Source organism: Capillibacterium thermochitinicola, from assembly GCF_013664685.1.
In the GTDB taxonomy this organism is placed as follows: Bacteria; Bacillota; UBA4882; order UBA10575; family UBA10575; genus Capillibacterium; species Capillibacterium thermochitinicola.
Genome location: NZ_JAAKDE010000004.1, coordinates 185,178 through 207,115, shown reverse-complemented (window position 1 = coordinate 207,115; position 21,938 = coordinate 185,178). Strand labels below are relative to the sequence as shown.

Genomic DNA, 21,938 nt, shown 5'->3' with positions numbered 1-21,938 from the left:
TCAGCGGGCAAGCTAAGGTAAAGGGGGTTGATGCTGCTGAAAATTAAAGACATTATGACCGATGAAGTGGCGACGGTTAGTCCGGAGACGACGGTGGTCGAAGCAGCCCGTTTAATGCAGAAACACGATATTGGTTCGCTTCCGGTTTGCGACGGGCCGGATCTGGTCGGGATTGTGACCGACCGGGACATTGTGGTACGGAGCGTAGCCACTGGTAAAGATTTGGCGACGACACCGATCCGCGAGGTAATGACCCAGCGGGTGGTGACGGTTTCGCCGGAGACCGATGTTCACCAGGTGGCCACGTTAATGTCGAACCAACAGATCCGGCGGTTACCGGTGGTTGACAACAACCGCCTCGTCGGTATGGTCTCCCTGGGAGATCTGGCAACGCAGGCCAAGACGGAGGTTGAAATAGCGAAAACTTTGGGCGAGATTTCCGAACCGGCCGCACCGAAACAGATGTAAGTGCCGGTTATGCGGAGCGCCTGCCGGTGTCGGGAGCACGGCAAACCGGAATTTTCTGCGTTTAGCGAGATAGTTCGTATAGAGAAAGGGTTTTCCCTTTCTCTTTTTTTATCCGGCGGCGCTGGTTAATATTGAGAGAAGGGTATGGGACGACGGCAGGAAATAACGGGCGTGCCAAGAAACCATAGAGGGTAAAATTTATAAACGGAGGTTTGTGGTGGGATGGAAGAGTTAATTGCCAAGATTGAACGGGAGTTAACGGTGGAACTGGGGGAAGAAGGTTTCCGGCAGGCTGACCGGACCGGCGAGATCAGCGAAGTAATTTCGCTAAGCGATCCTGCTGCTTTGGCCGGAATCATCGACCATACGCTCTTAAAACCGGAAGCCACCTATAATGATGTTGAGCGCTTGTGCGCCGAAGCCAAGGAGTACGGTTTTGCTTCCGTTTGTGTCAATCCGGCCAATGTCAGTCTGGCGGTGCGCCTTTTGGGCAAGAGTGCGGTCAAAGTATGTACCGTGGTTGGCTTTCCGCTGGGCGCCACCACGCATCAGGTCAAAGCGGAGGAGACGAAAGAAGCGGTGGGAAGTGGGGCCGCCGAAGTCGATATGGTGATCAATATTGGGGCTTTGAAGTCAGGCTTTTATAACCTGGTCTACCAGGACATCAAAGCGGTGGTGGAAGCCGCCGGGGCGCAGGCTTTGACCAAAGTGATCATCGAAACCTGTTTATTAACGACGGAAGAAAAGATCAAAGCCTGTCTCCTTGCGCTGTACGCCGGGGCCGATTTCGTGAAGACGTCAACCGGGTTTGGCAAAGGCGGCGCTACCGTTGAGGATGTGGCTTTAATGCGTCGGGTTGTCGGTGGACGGATGGGCGTCAAAGCTTCCGGCGGGATCCGTGACCTGGCGACTGCGGAAGCAATGGTGAAAGCCGGAGCCAACCGGATTGGGGCCAGTGCCGGGGTGAAGATTATCCAGGAGTTACAGGAAAGGCTTGGGCGCGGGGAACAAGGGTAAAATCGGAACAACATTGCCGAGGCGGTTCTAGACCACCTCAGTGTCGGCCGGTAACCGGAACAGGTTCGGTTTGCCGGCGAAATTAATTAAAATAGCTAAATATTAACCAGGATGAACTTAAATCAGCTTGACTCATCTGCGGAAATTGGATATAATTCCATTAAAATGGTAATATTGTTAATGAGGGGAATTCTGGTATTTAGCGAGTTTGGAATATCGTGAAAGGAGTGGAGATTAATGAGTTTAAAAGGAACCCGTACGGAGAAAAACCTTTTGACCGCTTTTGCCGGCGAATCGCAGGCCAGAAACAGGTATACATACTATGCGGCACAAGCAAAGAAAGAAGGTCTTGTCGAGGTTGCCGAGCTCTTTGAAGAGACGGCCAATCACGAGAAAGAGCACGCGAAACGGCTCTTTAAACTGTTGGAAGGCGGGCACGAAGTGGAGATCCAGGCCGGTTTCCCCGCCGGGAAGATTGGAAACACCGCCGAAAACCTGGAACAGGCCGCGGCGGGTGAGAATTTTGAATGGACCAAGATGTACCCGGAATATGCGAAGATCGCCCGGGAGGAAGGGTTTGAAGATATTGCCAAGGTTTTTGAGTCGATCGCCATTTCCGAGAAAAACCATGAACGCCGCTTCAATGAACGTTTGGCCGCCATCCAAGCGGGAACCGTCTTTAAAAAGGACAAGGCGATCACCTGGATCTGCCACAACTGCGGTTATGTCCACGAAGGAACGGAACCGCCGGCCACTTGCCCGGCATGTGCTCATCCCCAGGGCTATTTTGCTCCGTTGAACGATCCTTCGCGGCGTTAAAACCAAAACAGTTACTTTTGGCTTCGAACCTGTGAAAAAGGAAGGCCGGTACGCCGGCCTTCCTTTTTTACTATTGACCGCGGCCGGGATGTATACATTATATCTGTTTCCCAGCCCGGTGGTTGCCTTGACAGGGGTAGGAAGTCATGTTTTAATTGGGTAATGAGATTGTTAGAAGTGGGGGATTTATTTGGTAAAGATACATGGCAATAAAGGGGTTTATCTTCTGTACAACCGGTTGTTTCTCGATGCGGAGTTGACGCCGGCGGAGATTAATCAGCGTTTACAACAGGAAGGCCTGGCCCCCATTCCTGCCGAGGCGTTGGCGCCGCAAACGGCAAAAACCGGCACGATTACCTACGGAATTCTCATGGCCCATAACACCTCCGGTGACCCGGAGCATTTAAAACTGAAATTTGACGCCCTGGCTTCGCACGACATCACTTATGTCGGGATTATCCAGACGGCGAAAGCCAGCGGATTGAAGGAATTCCCCCTTCCTTATGTCTTGACCAACTGCCACAACAGCCTCTGCATGGTGGGCGGGACGATCAACGAGGATGATCATGTCTTCGGCTTGTCGGCCGCCCGGCGCTACGGCGGGATTTTTGTCCCGGCGCACCAGGCGGTTATTCACCAGTATATGCGGGAAATGTTTGCGGGCGGCGGGCGGATGATCCTGGGTTCCGACAGCCATACCCGCTACGGTCCGTTGGGAACGATGGGGATCGGGGAAGGCGGCCCGGAATTGGTGAAACAGCTGGTCGGGCGGACTTATGACCTGGTTTACCCCGAGGTGATCGCGGTCTATCTGGAAGGCGAGCCCGCCTGGGGCGTTGGCCCGCAAGACGTGGCCCTGGCCCTGATTAAAGCGGTCTTTGCCGGCGGGTATGTTAAAAACAAGGTGCTGGAGTTTATCGGGCCCGGGGTGGCAAATTTATCCGTTGATTACCGGAACGGTATCGATGTGATGACGACGGAGACCACTTGTTTAAGTTCGATCTGGCAGACCGATGAGCAGGTGGCCGCGTATCTGGCGGAGCACGGCCGCCCCGATGATTACCGCCGTTTGGAACCGGCGACGGTCAGCTACTACGACGGGTTAATCCGGATTGATCTGAGTAAAATCGAACCGATGATTGCCCTCCCCTTCCACCCGAGCAACGCTTATTCGATTCGTGAGTTTAAGGAGAACGCGGGTGATATCTTGGCGGCGGTCGAGGCCGAGGCGAAAAAGCTATTCCCCCACCCGGAGGTCAAGCTGGACCTGACGGGAAAGGTGAAAGGCGGTGCGGTTTGTGTTGACCAAGGGGTGGTGGCCGGTTGCGCCGGGGGATCGTTTGAGAATCTCTGGTTCATGGCGGAGATGATGGCGGGGAAACCCATTGGCAACGGTGAGTTTGCCCTCAGTGTTTACCCGGCGAGCCAGCCGATTAATTTGGCCTTAATTAACCAGGGTGCTGCGGCGAAGTTACTCTCCTCCGGGGTGACTCTGCGGACGGCCTTTTGCGGCCCGTGTTTCGGGGCCGGGGATATCCCGGCCAACGGGATGTTGAGTATCCGCCACACAACCCGTAACTTCCCCAACCGGGAAGGGTCGAAGCCGCGGGATGGTCAACTGGCGGCGGTGGCCCTGATGGATGCCCGTTCGATTGCGGCGACGGCTATGCGCGGGGGTGTGCTCACGGCCGCCAATGAATTGGAATTACCGCCAAAACAAACGGTCCGCTACCATTTTGACCCGCAAATTTATGCACACCGGGTTTACAACGGGTATGGGAAGGCGGACCCCAGTGTTGCTCTGAAATACGGTCCGAATATTGCGGACTGGCCGGAGATGATTCCGCTTCCGGACGGGTTAATTTTAAAACTGGCGGCGGTCATTACGGATCCCGTGACAACGACGGATGAACTGATCCCCTCCGGGGAGACTTCTTCTTACCGTTCGAACCCCTTGAAACTGGCCGAATTCACCCTCTCCCGGAAAGAGCCCGGTTACGTGCCAAAGGCCAAAGCCATTGCCCGCCTGGAGGAAGAACGGCGGCGCTGGACAGCGGGGCAGGCGCTCCCGCCGGATCTGGCGGAACTTTTTGCGGCGGTGGCGGCCGTGACCGGGAAGAAGACCGAAAAATTGGTGGCCGACACCGGTTTGGGGAGCGCGATCTTTGCGGTGAAACCGGGCGACGGCTCCGCCCGCGAACAGGCGGCTTCCTGCCAGAAAGTCTTAGGCGGCTGGGCGAATCTGGCCATTGAGTATGCGACCAAACGGTACCGGAGCAACTTAATCAACTGGGGGATGCTACCGTTTACCATCGACCCGGCAGACCAGGCGAAACTAACCGTCGACAGTATCTTGTATATCCCGGGAATCCGGGCGGCGGTCTGTTCGGGAGCGGAGGAGGTTACCGCTTATCTTGTCCCCGGGGGCAACACCATCCGGCTTAAACTGGAGAACCTCTCCCCTAACGAGCGGGAGATTATCTTAGCGGGGTCTTTAATTAATTATTACGCCGTTCACCAATGAGCGGACGGTGACTGAAGGAAGAAAAAGGAAGAGGGGAGAGGCCTTCACCTCTTCCTTTTTTCTTAAGGGCCAATTCTGTTGAACGGAAAATTTTGCGGGGGAATAAGAAAACCAGGCCAGTTAATATGATTAATAGGATATAATTAAGGATATTTACTTCTGACGGTGAACGTTTTATGGTACAATTTTTAGTAACCCCTTAGCAACTTCCGAAGGAAGATGATGAAGAACGGTGAGGTGATTGTATGGTTTTAATCAACGAAAGCAGAAATCTGGATCACGATCCGCGCATTTGTGTTCTGGGCGCGGGACATGGTGGCATGGCAATGGCCGGACATTTAGCGATGGCTGGATATAAAGTAAATCTATACAATCGTTCGGAAGAGCGTTTGGAACCGGTCCGGTTGTTGGGCGGCATCGAACTTTCCGGGGCGATTGAAGGGTTTGGCCCGATTAATTTGGCGACCAGTAATATTGCCGAGGCGATTCAGGATGCGGACATCTTGATGGTGGTCGTACCCGCCAATGGCCACGCGTCCATTGCGGAGCAGGTGGCGCCCTACCTCCGGGACGGGCAGTATATTCTCTTGAATCCGGGACGGACGGGCGGTGCTTTGGAATTCCGGGCGGTTTTAAGGCGGATGGGCTGCCAAGCCCAGGTTATCCTCGGCGAGGCCCAGACCCTTTTATACGCCAGCCGGAATATCAATCCGGCACAGGTGCGGATCTTCGGCATCAAAAACAATATTCCCATTGCGGCGCTGCCCGGCAACTTAACGGCCGAGCTGGTGGCCAGACTCCGGACGATCTTTCCCCAATTTGTGCCGGGTGATAATGTGCTGAAAACGAGTTTGAACAATATTGGGGCCATTTTTCACCCCGCCCTGACCGTATTAAATGCGGCCCGGATCGAGTCGACCCGCGGTGAATTCCAGTTTTATATGGAAGGGGTTACCCCGTCCGTCGCCCATGTGTTGGAAGCACTGGATCAGGAACGGGTTGCGGTCGCGGCCGCCCTGGGGATCCGGGCCATGTCGGCCCGGGAATGGCTGTATGTGGCCTATGACGCGCCCGGGAAAACGCTCTTTGAGGCGATGCGCAATAACCCGGGTTATAAAGGGATTAACGCCCCGTCCATGGTTGACCACCGGTATCTGTGGGAGGATGTCTCGATGAGCCTTGTCCCCATCGCGTCCCTGGGGCGACACTTAAACGTCCCGACCCCGACGATTGAGAATATTATTCATCTGGCCTCCCTGATGAACCAGACTGATTACTGGAAGGAAGGACGGACCATTGAAAAGATGGGACTGGCCGGCTTGACGGTGGCCCAGATCCGGCGGTTGGCTTTGGAGGGTGATGTGTAATGAAGAAAATTGTTGCCGCGACGATCGGAAATTGTGTGCACGTTGCCGGGATCTACAATTTCCTTAATTTGGCCGAACTCTGCGGGTACCAGACTACTTTCCTCGGGATTGGGGTGAAACCGGCCCGGATCATCGGTGCCCTGCAAGAAGTAGAGCCGGATTACTTGGCTTTAAGCTACCGTTTGACTCCGGAAGTGGCGGACAAGCTTTTTGCGGAATTGAAAAATGCCCTGCAGGAAGCGGGCCTTAGCCACCAAAAGATCATCTTTGGCGGGACCCCGGCGGTGGCCAAAGTGGCGGCGGAAAGCGGGCTTTTTTGCCGGATCTTCAGCGGGGAAGAGGAAGAAGGGGCGGTGGTCGCTTTCCTGAAAGGGGAGACAGCGGGGGAAGAGGCGCGGTTTGGCGGTGATACCCTGGTGGAACGCCTGGCGCAGAAACACCCTTATCCGTTGCTCCGGCACCATTTTGGCTTGCCAAGTTTGGAGGAGACGGTGAAAGGAGTAGCCCGGCTGGCGGCGGCAAAAGTCCTCGACGTCATCTCAATCGGTCCGGACCAGAACGCGCAAGAATCCTTTTTCCGCCCCGCGGAGATGGACCCGCAGCAGGAAGGGGCCGGCGGCGTTCCCCTGCGTAAGGAAGAGGATCTGGTCCGTCTGTATGAAGCTTCGCGGACGGGAAACCGGCCGCTCCTCCGCTGTTACAGTGGGACCAGGGATTTACTCAAATGGGCCGATTTGACCGCGCGGACGATCAAAAATGCCTGGGCGGCCATCCCTTTATATTGGTATAGCCAGTTGGACGGGCGATCCAACCGTCCGGTGGCCGAGGCGATCCGGGAGAACCAGGAAGCCATGGCCTGGCACGGTGCCCGCGGGATCCCGGTCGAAGTGAATGAAGCCCACCACTGGAGTCTAAGGGGTGCTCCGGATTCGGTGGCGGTGGCCGCTTTTTATCTCGCCGCTTATAATGCCAAAAAAGCGGGGGTGAAAGATTATATTGCACAGATTATGTTGAATAACCCGCCGGGGACCAGCGGGGCAATGGATCTGGGCAAAGCGCTGGCCGGCTTGGAACTGGTCGCCCGTCTGGAAGATGCGGACTTTAAAGTCTACCGCCAGGTCCGGGCCGGACTAGCCAGTCTTTCGGTGAAGCCGCACGTGGCCAAGGGACAACTGGCGGCTTCCGCTGTTCTGGGCCTGGCCTTGAACCCCCAGATTATCCATGTGGTGGCCTATTGCGAAGCCGACCATATTGCCACGCCGGAAGAGATTATTGAGAGTTGTGAAATTGTCCATGGGGTGCTGAAGAATTGTCTGTACGACGCCCCCGATCCGACGGGAGACCGGCGGGTCGTGGCCCGGCGCGACGAACTCATGGCCGAAGCGGAATTGATCCTGGACGCGATCCGGCGGTTGGGGGCGGCGGAAACCGCGGATCCCCTGTCCGATCCGGGAACCCTGGCGAAGGCGGTTGCTTTGGGGATCTTGGATGCCCCGCAGCTTAAAGGATCAACGGTGGCCCCGGGTAAGATAAAAACCCGGATGCTCCGGGGAGCCTGCCGGCTCTGGGATGAGGAAACGCAGCAGGTAATCGGAGAAGGAACAAGACTTGCCGGTGGCAACTGGCAACGAAACGATGGTTCAAGGTAGGAAAAGGAAGGCGCGCCAGCCGCGCGGGCTGGTCTTGTTTGCTGCCGCTTTTGGTTTGACCGTCTCCGTGCTTCTGGGGTTTTACCTCGGTTATTTAAGCGGCCGGAACTCCGGGCGGGAACCGTTGACCGGCGTGGTGGGGGCGTTGGTTGGTTTTCTGGTGGGGATCACCGGCCTTATTTTCCTGGCCAGGGGGGAAACCTAAAGGGGTGAAACAAGAATTTTAAGCACTTTAAGAGGACTTTTGTTGTCGGTTAGCGAAGAGAAGATCTTGTTTGTGTTGTCGAACCACTTCTGGCTGGTCTGGCGAAGGAGGGAAAAGAATGGCGAATGCGATCTGGCAAGAGTTGACTGCCGTGGAGGAAGAAGCGGATCAACTGATTAGTGCGGCAAGACAGGAAGCCAATACCTATCTGACGCAACAGCGCCAGGAATTGGCGGCCGAACGGGAGTTGATGCTGGCGACCGCGCGGAAAGAAGGCCAAGCGGAGCTGGCCAAAAAGCTGGCCGAGGCGGAACAGGCCGTTGCCGAACTCCGGCGGCGGACGGATCTGGAGATTAAAGAGCTCCGCAGTAAAGCAACGGCGAAGGTACCCGCGGTCGTTGATTTTATTAAAGAAAGGATCAGAGGATAGATGGCGATTGTACCGATGAGACGCCTGGAGCTGTACGGCTTGGTTGAGCACAAATCCTCTTTTCTTTCGGAGCTGCAACGCCTCGGCTTGGTGGAACTGATCGAGCCAGCTGAGGAGGAAAAACGTTTGGGAACGGAAGAGGAGATTGCGGAGAAGCTGCGCCAGGTGGAAGAAAAACTCGGTGAGATCAACCGGGTCTTGACCATTTTTGAACGTTTTGCGCCGCTGAAGCCGAACTTTATTGAGCAGTTTGCCGGGATCAAGACGATCTTGACTTGGGAAGAACAACAGAATTACTTGGCCAAGCGGGAAAAAGCCAAGGACCTGGCCGAACAGGTTTTTACCGCCGAGTACGAACATAACATCCTTGAGCAGGAAATAGTCAGGATTGAACGGGAGCTTAAGGCCTTACAGCCTTGGGCGGAGCTGGATCTGCCCGTGGAAGCATGGGACGGTTCACGGCGGATTGCGGTCCTGCTTGGCAGTTCCGACCGGGATCCGCAGCTTTTATCCCAAGCGTTGGCCGCGGAGGAGATCGCCCACTGTTACCGGGAGCTTGGCGAGTATGAGAACCGGTTTTATGCCGTCTTTTTCTGTTGGCGGGACGCCCAGGCTGCGGAGATTTTAAGGGCGAAGGGGTTTGTCCCGGCCAGGCCGGAGGTGACGGCCGGGACCGTTGGCGAACGGCTGGCGGCTTTAAACGAAAAGAAGCAGCAACTGGAGGCGGAAAAGGCCAAACTGGTTGCCGCTTTGCAGAACTTGGCGAACGAACGTCCCTTCTTCCAAACCCTCTATGATTACTGGCATAACCAAAAGCGGCAAGTGGAAGCCCACCGCCAATTGTTGGTGGGGAAAGCGGTTTTTGGCCTGCAAGGCTGGGTTCCGGCCGAGCAAGCAGGGCGGGTGGAGAAAGTGCTGGCCGCGTTGAAACTCCCCCATTATTTACGGATTTTTGAACCACAGCCCGGCGAGGAGATCCCTATCCTCTTGAAGAACCCGAAAGTGGTTACCCCCTTCGAAAAACTGGTGGAGTCCTTCAGTTATCCCCGGCAGGATGAGGTGGATCCCTCGGCGGCGATCGCCCCGTTTTTCTTCCTTTGCTACGGGATGGCGTTGGGCGACGCCGGTTATGGGGCGGTCCTGGCCCTGCTCTGTGCGGTGCTGATGGCGAAACTGACGATGGGGCCGGGCGGCCGGAAGATGGCGGGGTTGTTTATCCTCAGCGGGTTGGGCGCGGTCCTTTTCGGACTGGTCACTTCCAGTATCTTTGGTTATTCCTTTTTCAAAGGCGCTTTCAACGTGATGGACAGCCCCCAACTATTATTAGTACTCTCCTTAGGACTGGGCTTAATCCAGTTGTATACCGGAACGATCATTAGCGCCTGGATCAGCATTAAACACGGCGATGTGGCGGGCGCATTTTGGGAGAAAGGGGTCTGGCTCCTCTTTCTGACGGGAATCCTGCTAACGGTGGGCGGCTCCTACATCGGGCTCGAGGACTACGCCGGATATTTTAAGTACGGAACCCTGACCGCGGCGCTTCTATTGGTCATTGGCAACGCCCGGGGGAAAAAGGGACTTGTCGAGATTTTGAAGGCGATCCCGGGGGGGTTGTTAAAGATCTACGGCAGCGTCAGTTTTTTCAGTGATGTGCTGTCTTATTCCCGGTTGATGGCCCTGGGGCTTTCCGGTGCGGTGATGGCCTCGATCATCAATTTATTTGTGGAGATGACGTGGGGCGCACCGCTTGGCTGGCTCTTTGCGCTTCTGATTTTCCTCGTCGGCCACGGGCTCAATTTTGGTTTGAACCTGCTTGGGGCCTACGTACACAGCAGCAGACTACAGTATCTGGAGTTTTTCAACACCTTTTTCACCGGTGGAGGGCGGCCTTTTGCGCCTTTGAAACTGGAGAACAAAAATGTTTACTTAGAAAAAGAAAGAGAGGTATAAAAAGATGGAACTGGGTACTTTGTATGCATTTCTAGGTGTGGCAATTGCGGTTTTGCTGTCGGGAATCGGGTCCGCCTACGGGGTAAGTATCGCTGGGCGCGTATCAGCGGGTGTGATTACGGAAGATCCGAAAAAATTCGGACAAACCCTAGTTTTAACGGCTCTTCCGGGCACCCAGGGTATTTACGGCTTCGTCATAGGCATGCTGATGGTCTTTAAATTTGCCGCGGTCTCTGGACCGATTCCTTTAGAGGCCGGGTTCCGTTTTCTCATTACCGGGTTGCCCATCGGGGTTGTCGGCCTTTTCTCCGCGATTTACCAGGGGAAAGTGGCGGCGGCCGGGGTAGGTATTGTCGCTAAAAGGCCGGAGGAGGCGGCGAAAGGGATTGTCTACGCCGGTTTGGTGGAGACGTATGCCATTTTGGCCTTTATTATCTCCTTCTTCCTCTATAACACGATTACGCTTTAGGTGGGATCGATGATGACCCAAGAATTAACGGTGCTGACCAACCGGATCATGGAGGCGGCCCGGAAGGAAGCCGCGGAGATTGCGGCCCAGAGCCGGGAAGAAGCCCAGCGGCTGGCGGAAGATTACCGGAAAGAAACGGCGGAAATGGTTAAAGCCATCCGGGAAGATTTCCGGCAGCAGGGAGAAGAAGAAGCACGCCGCCTGATGCGGGAAGCGGAACTCGAAATGAGACTCCGTCTTTTGCAGACGAAGCAAGAATTGATCCACGACGCTTTTGAACAGGCGATGGTTACCTTGGCGGAGATGCCGGAGGCGGAAAAGGCCGCCCTTTATCAAGAATTGCTCCTGGCGGCGGTGGAGAGCGGCGAGGAGACGGTGGCCGTTTCCACCGCGGAAAAAGGACTCTGGCAGCGTATTATTTCCCAAGTGAACCAGGAATTGGTGAAGAAAGGCCGGAGCGGGAAGTTGCAATTAAGGCCGGAACCGGCTCCGATCAAAGGAGGCTTCCTCCTCATCGGCACCAATTATGAAGTGAACGCCTCCTTGGAGTCGATTGTGGCCGATTTGGAGGAGCGGTACTTTCCGGAGGTTGCCGGGATCCTATTTTCGTGACGGGGAGGGAGTTTTATGGCAGAAAAAGATTACGCCTATGCTGTGGGACGGATTCGCATCCTAGAAACCAAATTGCTCCCCGCCAGTTTTTTTGAGCGGTTGCTCAAAACCGCTTCGGTCCAGGAAACGCTGCGCCTCTTGGCGGAGACGGAGTACCCCGCGGAAGCGTTGGCCGTCGATTATGAAGAGGCTTTTGAAGAGGAACTGGAAAAACTCTATCGTTTTCTCCGCGGTTTAACCAACGATGCCCCGGAACTTGTGGTCTTCCTGCACCGTTGGGATGTGCATAATTTAAAATTATTGGTCGTGGCCGGCGGGCATGGACAACCCAGCAGGCTGGGGGTTATTCCCTTTGCCGAACTGAAACGGATGGTTGCCGATGGCGATTATACCGGATTACCCCAGGAACTGGCGGATGCTTTGCGGCAGTTACCCAGCAGCAGCCCGGCGCGGGCGGCGGCTTTGGACCGCGCCTACTACCGGTACGGCCGGCGGGTTTTGGCCAAAGGGCCGGCCCTCCTCCGGGATTATTGGCAGGCCCGGCGGGACCTTTTAAATCTTTTGCTCTTTCTTCGCCTCCGGAAAAAAGGTGTTTCCGTCCAGGAATTCGCCGGGTTTATGGTAGAGCCGGGGCTGATTGACCATCGCCAGTGGCTGGACTACTATACCGAAGACCAACCGCAGGTGACAAAGGTATTGGAGTTTACTCCTTACCGGGACTTGGGGCTTGAAGAGGAGGAACTGCGGACCGCCCTTCCCGAAGTGGAGCGGGCCATCGATAACCTGCTCTTGGAAATGATTGCTACTGCGAAAAGGATTCCTCTGGGGATTGAGCCGTTGATCGGTTTTTTACTGGCGAAAGAAAGGGAGATTCTGAATTTGCGCCTGGTGATCACCGGTAAACTGAATAAACTTCCGGAGGAGACGATCAGGAGGAGGTTGCGGAATGTCTACTTTTAAGATGGCCGTCATTGGGGAAGAGGATTTGATCCGGGGTTTTGGCCTGCTGGGGCTCGAACTCTTTCCGGTGGCCAGCGGTCGGGAAGCCAGAGACGTACTCTTCAAGTTAAAGGACGACCAGGATTACGGGGTGATTTATATCACCGAATCCATTGCCCAGGGTTTTACGGGTGAGATCGAAGAATGGGGCAGTAGACCGTTACCATGCATCACCTATATTCCGGGCGTAGCCGGAAGTCAAGGCTACGCTGCGGAGCGGATCCGCCGGATTGTGGAGAAAGCGGTCGGTGTAGATATCGAAAAGGGGAAAGAGGTCGGTAACAAGTGAGTACTGGAAAAATTATTCGAGTGGCCGGGCCTTTGGTTGAGGCCGAGGGCATACCGGGTGCGAAGATGTTTGACGTGGTCCGGGTCGGTCACGAAAGGTTAATCGGAGAGATTATCGAGCTCCGCGGAGATGTGGCCTCGATTCAGGTCTACGAAGACACCAGTATGATTGGCCCCGGTGCACCGGTGGTCTCGACTGGTCTCCCGTTAAGCGTGGAGCTGGGGCCCGGGCTCATTAGTTCGATTTACGATGGAATCCAGCGCCCGCTTGACGTTTTGGCTTTGCAAGGGAACCGCTTGGCCCGGGGGATTGAGGTTCCCGGTCTGCCACGGGACAAGAAGTGGCGCTTTACACCCCGGCTGGCGGTGGGGAATGAGGTTGAACCCGGTGATATCCTTGGCGTTGTTAAGGAGAACATTGTTGTGGAGCACCGGATCATGGTCCCGCCGGGGGTCAAGGGGAAGATTGCCAAGATTGAAGAGGGTGAATTCGCGGTCGATGAAACGATCGCCGTGATCGAGACCGAAGCCGGACCGCGGGAACTGACCATGATGCAGCGGTGGCCGGTGCGGCGTGCCCGTCCTTACCGGGAGAAACTGGCCCCGGACCGGATTATGACGACCGGGCAACGGATCATCGATACCTTTTTCCCGATTGCCCGGGGCGGGACGGCGGCGATTCCCGGTCCGTTCGGGAGCGGAAAAACGGTGGTTCAACACCAGTTGGCCAAGTGGGCCGATGCCGACATTATTGTCTACGTGGGTTGCGGCGAACGGGGTAACGAAATGACCGACGTCTTAAACGAATTCCCGCAACTGCGGGACCCCCGGACCGGGGAAGACTTGATGAAGCGGACCGTTTTGGTGGCCAACACCTCCGATATGCCGGTGGCCGCCCGGGAGGCTTCGATTTACACCGGAATTACCATTGCCGAGTATTTCCGGGATATGGGCTATAACGTGGCGATTATGGCCGATTCCACTTCCCGTTGGGCCGAAGCGCTCCGGGAAATTTCGGGACGGTTGGAAGAGATGCCGGGTGAGGAAGGTTATCCGGCCTATCTGGGTTCGCGGCTGGCGGAATTCTATGAACGGGCGGGACGCACCCGTTGTCTGGGCCAGGACGGACGGGAAGGTTCGATCACCGCGATTGGCGCCGTTTCTCCGCCGGGGGGCGACCTCTCCGAACCGGTGACCCAGAACACCCTGCGGGTGGTCAAAGTCTACTGGGGGTTGGATTCGGCCCTGGCCTACCGTCGGCATTTCCCGGCGATTAACTGGCTGTTGAGTTATTCTTTATACAACGAACGGTTGGATGAATATTTCCGTACTGAGATCGGCGAAGAATGGGTCAATCTCCGCCGGCGGGCGATGCGCATCCTCCAACAGGAAGCCGAACTGGAGGAGATCGTACGTTTGGTCGGGGTCGACGCCCTTTCACCGCGGGACCAATTAACGATGGAGGTCGCCCGCTCGATCCGGGAAGATTACCTGCATCAAAACGCCTTCCATGAAATCGACACCTATACCTCCCTCAATAAGCAGTTGGCGCTCCTCAGGCTTGTCCTTACCTTTGCCGATGTGGGCCTGGCTTTGTTGGAGAAAGGGATGGACATTCAAAAAATCCTCGCATTGACGATCCGGGAACGGATTGCCCAGGCGAAGTATATACCTGAGGACAAGACGGAGGAATTCACCAGGCTACAGACCGATCTCGAACAACTGGCAAAAGACACGGAGCTTGCCGGGGAGGTGCTTTAGATGTTAAAAGAATACCGTACCGTACGGGAAGTCGTCGGTCCGTTGATGTTGGTGGAAAAGGTGACCGATGCCAATTATGAAGAACTGGTCGAGATTCAGCTGGCCAGTGGTGAGATCCGGCGGGGACGGGTCTTGGAGATTAATCAAGATAAAGCCCTGGTCCAACTCTTTGAAGGATCGACCGGCTTGAATTTGCAAGACAGTCGGGTGCGGTTTTTAGGACGCAGCATTGAACTGGGGGTATCCCCGGACATCCTCGGTCGGGTCTTTGACGGGATGGGGCGGCCGAAGGACAAGGGCGCGCCGATCATTCCCGAAATGAAACTGGATATTGACGGGACCCCCATCAACCCGTACACCAGAAATTACCCGTCCGAGTTTATCCAGACCGGGATCTCGGCGATTGACGGCCTGAATACACTGGTTCGCGGGCAGAAACTGCCGATCTTTTCGGGGGCCGGGTTGCCCCATGCGCAATTGGCAGCGCAGATCGCGCGCCAGGCAAAGGTGCGTGGCCAGGGAGAACGCTTTGCCGTTGTCTTCGGCGCGATGGGGATCACCTTTGAAGAGGCAGATTACTTTATCAGCGACTTCCGGCGGACCGGGGCCATTGAACGGGCGGTTCTCTTTATCAACCTGGCCAATGACCCGGCCATTGAGCGGATCTCCACCCCGCGGATGGCCTTGACCGCCGCCGAGTACCTCGCTTTCGAGCTGGGGATGCACGTGCTGGTGATCCTGACCGATATGACCAACTACGCCGAAGCGCTCCGGGAAGTGTCGGCGGCGCGGAAGGAAGTGCCCGGGCGGCGCGGGTATCCGGGTTATCTCTATACGGACCTCGCGACGATCTACGAGCGGGCCGGCCGGATTAAGGGGATTGACGGGTCGATTACCCTGATCCCGATTTTGACGATGCCGGAAGATGATAAAACCCACCCCATTCCCGACCTGACCGGATATATTACGGAAGGGCAGATCATCCTCAGCCGCGAACTGCACCGGAAAGGGATTTATCCCCCCATTGATGTGTTGCCTTCGCTTTCGCGTTTGAAAGACAAAGGGATTGGTGCCGGCAAGACCCGCGAAGACCACGCGGATACCATGAACCAGCTTTTTGCCGCCTACGCCCGGGGGAAAGAGGCCAAAGACCTGGCGGTTATCCTGGGGGAAGCGGCCCTGACGGAACTGGACAAGAAGTTTGCCGCTTTTGCCGATGAGTTTGAGGACCGTTATGTCCGGCAAGGGTTTGAGGAAAACCGGAGTATTGAAGAGACCCTCGACCTCGGCTGGGATCTGTTGCGTATCCTCCCGCGGAGTGAACTGAAACGGATTCGCCAGGAGTATCTCGACAAATATCTCCCGAAGGCGTAAGGCGTGGCAGAGACTATTTAGGGGCTTGGGGGTGATCGCTTGGAGATCCGGGTGAACCCAACTCGGATGGAGTTGACACGGCTAAAGAAGCGGTTGGCCACGGCGGTGCGCGGCCATAAACTGCTCAAAGATAAGTTGGATGAACTGATGAAGGACTTCTTTGATCTGGTCGAAGAAAACCGGAACCTCCGCCGGAAGGTGGAGGAGAATTTGGCGACGGCCCTCGCCGGGATGGCCATGGCACGGGCCGTTATCTCCCGGTCGGTTTTGGAGGCGGCAATCGTTACTTCCCGGGGGGAAGCGGCTTTGCAAGCGGGGACCACTTCCCGGATGGGGGTGGAAGTACCTGTCTTCCAACTGGAGATGACGCCCGCCTTGGGCAACGGCTTTGGGATGACCGAAACCTCGGCCGAGTTTGACGAGGCCATTGACCTTCTGGCCAACAGTTTTCAGTCTATGATCGAACTGGCCCAGGTGGAGAAGACCGTTGAACTGATGGCGGCCGAGATCGAACGGACCCGCCGCCGGGTGAACGCCTTGGAGTACGTGCTTATTCCGAAACTACGCGACCAGATTAAATACATCACCATGAAGTTGGAAGAGAACGAACGGGCGAATTTAGTCCGGTTGATGAAGGTCAAGGATATCGTACGGAGTAAGGGTTAAACAGGGAAAAAGCCTTGGTTTCGGGGAAAGAAACCAAGGCTTTTTTGATAAAGGAAAAACAATGGCGTTTTGTTTTTAACGCTTGGATCTGTCTCAATCAAGGGATACTGCGCTGAAGTGGGCTTTGGTTTTCTTAAACATTTCGTCATTGATCAGAGAAACGACCGATGGTAATATATGTTATATGCATTGGCTAAAGATGGATCAACTCAATAAAGCAGATCTAAATATGAAGGTTGACCATTGAAAAGAGAGAGAAGACGGGTGTGACCACACCATGGTTCGATGTTTGCTTGGATTTTGCCTTCATGGAAGAAGGGATAAAGCCCGTCTTTGCGCTGGCCGGAAAGGTTTTTTCAGTTGAAAAGGTGCGGTTGATTGAGTTATTGATCGACGCAATTGTGATCCGAAGACACCTTAGATCAGCAATTTTGGTTGCAAGAACGAAAAAATGGAGGAGTCGAAATGAAACATTGGTTCGGAATTTTACTGGTCGTGATCTTAGTTTGTCTAGTGGCCACCCCCGCTTTTGCCCGGGATGAAGTGCTGATTAGCGGGCCGATCGAACACGGCGGTTATGGTGGTCCGTCGCTTAAATAGGTCCGCTCATGGAAAAAGCCGGGATTTTCATCGGAGGTTACGGTGGTTGGTATATCAACCATACTTTGCTGATTGGCGGCGGTTGGTACAGCTTGACCAATGAGGTTAAAGCACCGGTGTCCGGCCCGAAAGGGGAAACGCTCTATTTTGAAATGGACTATGGCGGTCTGGTCTTCGAATATGTGAATAAGTCCCACCGTTTGGTTCACCTGACCTTTAGTACGCTGATTGGTGGCGGCGGGATCGAATATGATGGTAGAAAAGAAGAGTCTGATCAGTACGATGAAGATTCGTTTTTCATTGTTGAACCCGGTGTTTGTGTGGAGCTAAATGTGACCGCGCATTTTCGGGTAGGTTTGGGTTTAAGTTATCGTTATATAAACGGTGTCAACTTACCAGGCGTGACCGATAAGGACTTGACTGGTGCCGTTGCCAACTTAAATCTGAAGTTTGGGGCGTTTTAACAAACGAAATGCCGGTCGGAGCCGGCAAATTCGGAAGCTTGCGGAAAGAGAGTTGGTAACGGTGAAAGCGAAGCAGAAACGGGGGCGCCTCCTGTTGGCGGCGGGGATAACTATAGCCCTTCTCGTCATGGCTGTTTGTTATTATACCGGACTGGCGGTTTTTATGGGTTCCATGCAGTTGTCGACAAATGAGTCAACCGGCCGCGAGAAGATGGAATCCTTTCTGCAGCAAAAAGGTTTTGCTCTACCGTCCTTCCTGGAGAAGCATGTTATTGAAACCGTTACGATTCCCTCGACTCTGGACGGTCATCTCATTCCCGCTGACTTGATCAGCGTTGACGGGAACTGGGATGCGGATACGGTCATTATGGTCCACGGGCTTGGCGGCAGCCGGATGTCCGTTTATCCTTGGGCCGAGGTCTTTCTGAAAAATGGGTACAATGTGTTGGCTTACGATCAACGGAGCGCGGGCGAGAACACGGCGCCGTACACTACCTTTGGTTATCTAGAAAGCCACGATCTCCGGGATTACGTGGACTATATTAAAACCAAGCTTAGTGCGGGAAAAAGGGTCGGGGTTTGGGGCATTTCATATGGCGGGGCCACGGTCGGCGTTTATCTCGGATTGGCCCATGCCAATCAGAACTTGAATTTTGCCATTATCGACTCGCCCATCAGCAGCATGCGATACATGTTGGGTGAGGAGATGGCGGAGATGGATTTGGGGATTCCCGTGGGCTTTTTAATGGCCGTGGGGAACCTGGTGACCCGATGGAAGCTGGGGTTTTCCTATGAGGACGCCGAAGTGTCCCGGTATATCAGTAAAACAGAAGTGCCGGTTTTGGTCATCCACAGCCAGGTCGATTTGGTCACACCGTATTTTATGGGGCTTGATCTTTACGAGGCGGTGCCCCACGCGAAGAAGGCTATTCTTACGGTTGCCGACAGTGCCCACGCCGATATTTTCTTCGACCATCCGGAAATGTACGAAGAAGAGGTCTTTGGCTTTATCAACAGGGTCAATAACACCTTCTAGCTATCCTTAAAGACCGCCCCGGGTGGAAGCTTTACATGCCTTGGTACCGGAAGGATATGACGATGGTAGTTTGAATGAAAAAATCTTAAAAGATCAAGTAGACCGGAATACAGTGCAAGAAGCCATGATCTCTGGGAAATATCAACCATGGGACTATCAACCGTTTTTTAACGCCTCTAAACAGTATAGACGGGATTTACTAAAACCGTGTAAAATGAAGAAGATTGATCCCAAAATACTGGAAAATTTAATTTGGGGGTGTACGGTCAACAAGGATGATGAAAGAGATCGTTTTTAAGGGAAGGACCGGTATATTAATGGAAAACGGGGTGCTCCGGGTAATTGTTTTACCCGAGTTGGGTGGGAAAGTGGCCTCCATATACCATAAGGAAAAGGGGTTTGAATTTTTATTCCAGAACAAGGAGGACGTATACCGAAAGCCTTCGTTGTATGCCGATTTCGCCCAGTATGATGCTTCCGGTTTTGATGATTGTTTTCCGACGATAGATTCTTCGATTGTGAAATATAAAGATCAAGATGTTACTTATCCGGACCACGGGGAAATCTGGAGCGCCGAATTCAACTATTTTATGAACGGGCAAGCGTTGTTCTTATCTTATACCAGTAAAATTCTACCCTATACCTATCAAAAAGATATATCCTTGGGTGATGATACCCTGCATTTGAATTACGCAATAACAAACTTTGGTGATGAACCGATTAAGTGTATTTGGGCACTTCATTGTCTATTAAATTGTTATGAGGATATGGAAATCATATTTCCTCCCAGCACCACGGAAGTGGTTAATGTGTCGTCCGGCCTGCTTGGGGCGGAAGGAACCATCCATCCATTTCCGGTGACCCGGACTGTTGATGGACGCAGCTATCGGTTGGACCGGGTATGGCCGGCGAATAGCGGCATCTGCTGTAAATACTATCTCAGCCATAGAATTGAAAACGGTATCTGCGGCGTGTATTACCCGGCAAGTGATTTACGGTTGAACATTAGATACGACCCCGAGGTACTACCGTATTTGGGTTTTTGGGTTACCGCCGGTGGCTACAGAGGGGACTACAATTGTGCGCTGGAACCTTGTAATGGATTCTACGATTCCATTGATAAAGCGGAAAGGGAACGCAAATTATACTCGTTGGAACCCGGAACAACGCTGAAATTTTCCGTAAAGCTGACCGTAAGTTAAGAATGCCTGGAGAGACAAAGAATCCGCAATGCTCTATACACGGATGGAAAGTTGCCCGGTCTGCCAAAGCAAGGTCAACCGCTGCTAATCTAAACTGATAAAAGAACAAAGCCCTAGGTAATTCCCTAGGGCTTAAAAATTCATACATGGTCGGGGCGACAAGATTTGAACTTGCGACCTTTCGGTCCCGAACCGAACGCTCTACCAAGCTGAGCTACGCCCCGTGAGCCTTTTTTTTAATATACCAAAACTTTGGCAAAATGTCAAAGGGAATTAATAGAATTTGCTTCATTTTTGTTGAACAATCGGGTCGTTGAAGACAACAAAGCAGCGAGGGCCGGGAGGATTTGCCGGTTCAATCGCGAAAGAAAAGTTTATGACAATTTAGGCTATTCCTTCAGCCAAAACGAGTTAGAGATGGTGATCTGCTTTGCATATTACATTTTTAGGCGCGGCCCGGATGGTTACCGGTTCTTGTTTTTATTTAGAAACGGAGAAGAGTAAATTTTTGGTCGATTGCGGGTTATTTCAAGGTTCCTCTGAAGAGCGGGATTTGAACGACCGGTCCTTGCCCTTTAATCCGGCCGATTTGGATTTTGTCCTCCTCACCCACGCCCATATCGACCATTCCGGATACCTTCCCAAGCTTTGTCAGCTGGGCTTTCGCGGGCGGATTATTGCGACGCAGGCGACCACCGATCTGTGTCAGATTATGCTGACCGATGCCGGATATATTCAAGAGATGGAAGCAGAATGGCACAACCGGAAGCGGGTCCGCCAAGGGGCAGCTCCGATTGAGCCTTTATATACGGTCCATGACGCCCAGGCCGCCTTGAAATATTTTTACCCGGTCCATTACGGGGAAGAGATTGAAGCGGGCGAAGGTGTAAAGGTGCGTTTTCGTGATGCCGGCCATATCCTGGGTTCTGCGATCTTGGAAATCTGGGTCCATGAAGGAGACAAACGCATTAAACTGGTCTTTAGCGGAGATATTGGCCAGTACAAACAGCCCATTGTGCGCGATCCGGCATTAATTGAGGCGGCCGACTATATTATTATCGAGTCGACCTACGGAAACCGGCACCACATCAACCATGAAGACCGGACCGAACGGCTGGCGGAAGCCGTCAACCGGGCCGTACAGGCGGGGGGAAAACTGATCATTCCATCTTTTGCCGTCGGCCGTACGCAGGATATCCTCTACCATTTGAAGAAACTGCGGCTGGCGGGCCAGATTCCCCTGGATATCCCGGTTTATATCGATAGCCCGATGGCGGTCTCCGCGACGGAGATCTTCCGGCGCAACTCCCAGTATTTTGACGAGGAAACCTACCACCTTCTGCGGAAAGGGGAAAACCCCTTCGAGTTTCCAGGGTTGCATTTTGTCCGGACGACGGAAGAATCGAAACGCTTAAACGAGATGGAAGGGAAACAGATTATTATCTCGGCCAGCGGTATGTGTGAAGCGGGAAGGATCCTCCACCATTTACGTCATAATCTCTGGCGACCCGAGACCCATGTTTTGTTTGTGGGGTACCAGGCGGAGGGGACATTAGGAAGAAGGCTGCTGGACGGGGCGAAAGCGGTAAAAATCTTCGGCGAGGAGATTCTGGTGAAGGCGCAGATCCTGAAGATCGAAGGTTTCTCCGCTCATGCCGACCAGGAAGCGATGTTGCAGTGGCTGCGCGGTTTTGTCCAAAAGCCGGCCGCGGTCTTTCTCGTTCATGGCGATGCCGATGTTTTACCGGTGTGGGAACAAAAAATTCGGGAAACACTGAACATGACCACGATCATTCCGGAGCTGGGACAGCGTTTTGATCTGGCGGAGAAGGCGACGGAGGAAAAAAGTATGATCCAGGTCCCCGATTCCCAGGAACAACTGCGGCAACTCCTGCTCATGTTGGACGAAAAATATCTGGATTTCCGTGGGCGCTTGCGTCAGCAAGCCAACCAGATCGGACCCGAAGGCTTGATGTCCTTGGCGGCGGAACTTGAAAAATTGAACAAGCTAATTGAGGAGAATTCCTTTTCAAGTTAG

22 protein-coding genes and 1 tRNA gene are annotated in these 21,938 nt (G+C 54.0%); 22 read left to right on the top strand and 1 reads right to left on the bottom strand.

Annotated features, from left to right (window positions below; translation table 11 throughout):
• Window positions 1-36: 36 nt before the first annotated feature.
• The 21 genes from G5B42_RS03055 (at window position 37) to G5B42_RS02960 (ending at window position 19,900) form a co-directional block, all read left to right on the top strand.
• A complete protein-coding gene (locus G5B42_RS03055; protein WP_181339027.1) occupies window positions 37-468 on the top strand; it encodes a CBS domain-containing protein in 432 nt (143 codons plus the stop codon).
• A 222-nt stretch (window positions 469-690) separates the two neighbouring features.
• Window positions 691-1,485: a deoxyribose-phosphate aldolase gene (deoC, locus tag G5B42_RS03050; protein WP_181338966.1), complete on the top strand. Its 795-nt coding sequence runs from the start codon at window positions 691-693 to the stop codon at window positions 1,483-1,485.
• 237 nt (window positions 1,486-1,722) lie between these two features.
• Window positions 1,723-2,304: a rubrerythrin gene (gene rbr / locus G5B42_RS03045; protein WP_181338965.1), complete on the top strand. Its 582-nt coding sequence runs from the start codon at window positions 1,723-1,725 to the stop codon at window positions 2,302-2,304.
• Between the two features lie 190 nt (window positions 2,305-2,494).
• A complete protein-coding gene (locus G5B42_RS03040) occupies window positions 2,495-4,828 on the top strand; it encodes a hydratase (RefSeq protein ID WP_181338964.1) in 2,334 nt (777 codons plus the stop codon).
• Between the two features lie 245 nt (window positions 4,829-5,073).
• Window positions 5,074-6,195, top strand: coding sequence for an NAD/NADP-dependent octopine/nopaline dehydrogenase family protein (locus tag G5B42_RS03035; RefSeq protein ID WP_181338963.1), 1,122 nt, complete (start codon window positions 5,074-5,076; stop codon window positions 6,193-6,195).
• Window positions 6,195-7,844, top strand: a complete 1,650-nt coding sequence (locus G5B42_RS03030) for a cobalamin B12-binding domain-containing protein (RefSeq protein ID WP_181338962.1) — start codon at window positions 6,195-6,197, stop codon at window positions 7,842-7,844. Before G5B42_RS03035 ends, G5B42_RS03030 begins: the two co-directional genes overlap by 1 nt.
• Complete coding sequence (locus G5B42_RS03025; protein WP_231133185.1) at window positions 7,831-8,049, top strand: hypothetical protein; 219 nt, start codon at window positions 7,831-7,833, stop codon at window positions 8,047-8,049. Before G5B42_RS03030 ends, G5B42_RS03025 begins: the two co-directional genes overlap by 14 nt.
• 118 nt (window positions 8,050-8,167) lie before the next feature.
• Window positions 8,168-8,479 (top strand): hypothetical protein, encoded by a 312-nt coding sequence (locus G5B42_RS03020; RefSeq protein WP_181338960.1) that lies wholly within the window; start codon window positions 8,168-8,170, stop codon window positions 8,477-8,479.
• Window positions 8,480-10,429, top strand: a complete 1,950-nt coding sequence (locus G5B42_RS03015) for a V-type ATP synthase subunit I (RefSeq protein ID WP_181338959.1) — start codon at window positions 8,480-8,482, stop codon at window positions 10,427-10,429.
• Window positions 10,430-10,433: 4 nt separating this feature from the next.
• Window positions 10,434-10,898 carry a V-type ATP synthase subunit K gene (locus tag G5B42_RS03010; RefSeq protein ID WP_181338958.1) on the top strand — a complete coding sequence of 155 codons (465 nt, stop codon included), beginning with the start codon at window positions 10,434-10,436 and terminating at the stop codon, window positions 10,896-10,898.
• A gap of 12 nt (window positions 10,899-10,910) precedes the next feature.
• Window positions 10,911-11,510: a V-type ATP synthase subunit E gene (locus G5B42_RS03005; protein ID WP_181338957.1), complete on the top strand. Its 600-nt coding sequence runs from the start codon at window positions 10,911-10,913 to the stop codon at window positions 11,508-11,510.
• Between the two features lie 15 nt (window positions 11,511-11,525).
• Window positions 11,526-12,470, top strand: a complete 945-nt coding sequence (locus tag G5B42_RS03000) for a V-type ATPase subunit (RefSeq protein ID WP_181338956.1) — start codon at window positions 11,526-11,528, stop codon at window positions 12,468-12,470.
• Window positions 12,457-12,798, top strand: a complete 342-nt coding sequence (locus tag G5B42_RS02995) for a V-type ATP synthase subunit F (protein ID WP_181338955.1) — start codon at window positions 12,457-12,459, stop codon at window positions 12,796-12,798. Before G5B42_RS03000 ends, G5B42_RS02995 begins: the two co-directional genes overlap by 14 nt.
• On the top strand, window positions 12,795-14,558 hold the full coding sequence (locus G5B42_RS02990) for a V-type ATP synthase subunit A (RefSeq protein ID WP_181338954.1): 1,764 nt from the start codon (window positions 12,795-12,797) through the stop codon (window positions 14,556-14,558). Before G5B42_RS02995 ends, G5B42_RS02990 begins: the two co-directional genes overlap by 4 nt.
• A complete protein-coding gene (locus G5B42_RS02985) occupies window positions 14,559-15,932 on the top strand; it encodes a V-type ATP synthase subunit B (RefSeq protein WP_181338953.1) in 1,374 nt (457 codons plus the stop codon).
• 39 nt (window positions 15,933-15,971) lie between these two features.
• On the top strand, window positions 15,972-16,598 hold the full coding sequence (locus tag G5B42_RS02980; protein ID WP_181338952.1) for a V-type ATP synthase subunit D: 627 nt from the start codon (window positions 15,972-15,974) through the stop codon (window positions 16,596-16,598).
• Window positions 16,599-17,063: 465 nt separating this feature from the next.
• Window positions 17,064-17,198 carry a hypothetical protein gene (locus tag G5B42_RS12075; protein ID WP_269206138.1) on the top strand — a complete coding sequence of 45 codons (135 nt, stop codon included), beginning with the start codon at window positions 17,064-17,066 and terminating at the stop codon, window positions 17,196-17,198.
• A gap of 8 nt (window positions 17,199-17,206) precedes the next feature.
• Window positions 17,207-17,662 (top strand): hypothetical protein, encoded by a 456-nt coding sequence (locus tag G5B42_RS02975; protein WP_181338951.1) that lies wholly within the window; start codon window positions 17,207-17,209, stop codon window positions 17,660-17,662.
• A 61-nt stretch (window positions 17,663-17,723) separates the two neighbouring features.
• On the top strand, window positions 17,724-18,698 hold the full coding sequence (locus G5B42_RS02970; protein ID WP_331274026.1) for an alpha/beta hydrolase: 975 nt from the start codon (window positions 17,724-17,726) through the stop codon (window positions 18,696-18,698).
• A gap of 22 nt (window positions 18,699-18,720) precedes the next feature.
• Window positions 18,721-18,996, top strand: a complete 276-nt coding sequence (locus G5B42_RS02965) for a hypothetical protein (RefSeq protein ID WP_181338950.1) — start codon at window positions 18,721-18,723, stop codon at window positions 18,994-18,996.
• Entirely contained in the window at window positions 18,974-19,900 is a 927-nt protein-coding gene (locus G5B42_RS02960; RefSeq protein ID WP_181338949.1) for a DUF5107 domain-containing protein, read from the top strand. Before G5B42_RS02965 ends, G5B42_RS02960 begins: the two co-directional genes overlap by 23 nt.
• A gap of 147 nt (window positions 19,901-20,047) precedes the next feature.
• Here G5B42_RS02960 and G5B42_RS02955 read toward each other — a convergent pair.
• Window positions 20,048-20,124, bottom strand: a tRNA-Pro gene (locus G5B42_RS02955).
• A gap of 206 nt (window positions 20,125-20,330) precedes the next feature.
• Here G5B42_RS02955 and G5B42_RS02950 point away from each other — a divergent pair.
• Window positions 20,331-21,938 carry an MBL fold metallo-hydrolase RNA specificity domain-containing protein gene (locus G5B42_RS02950; protein WP_181338948.1) on the top strand — a complete coding sequence of 536 codons (1,608 nt, stop codon included), beginning with the start codon at window positions 20,331-20,333 and terminating at the stop codon, window positions 21,936-21,938.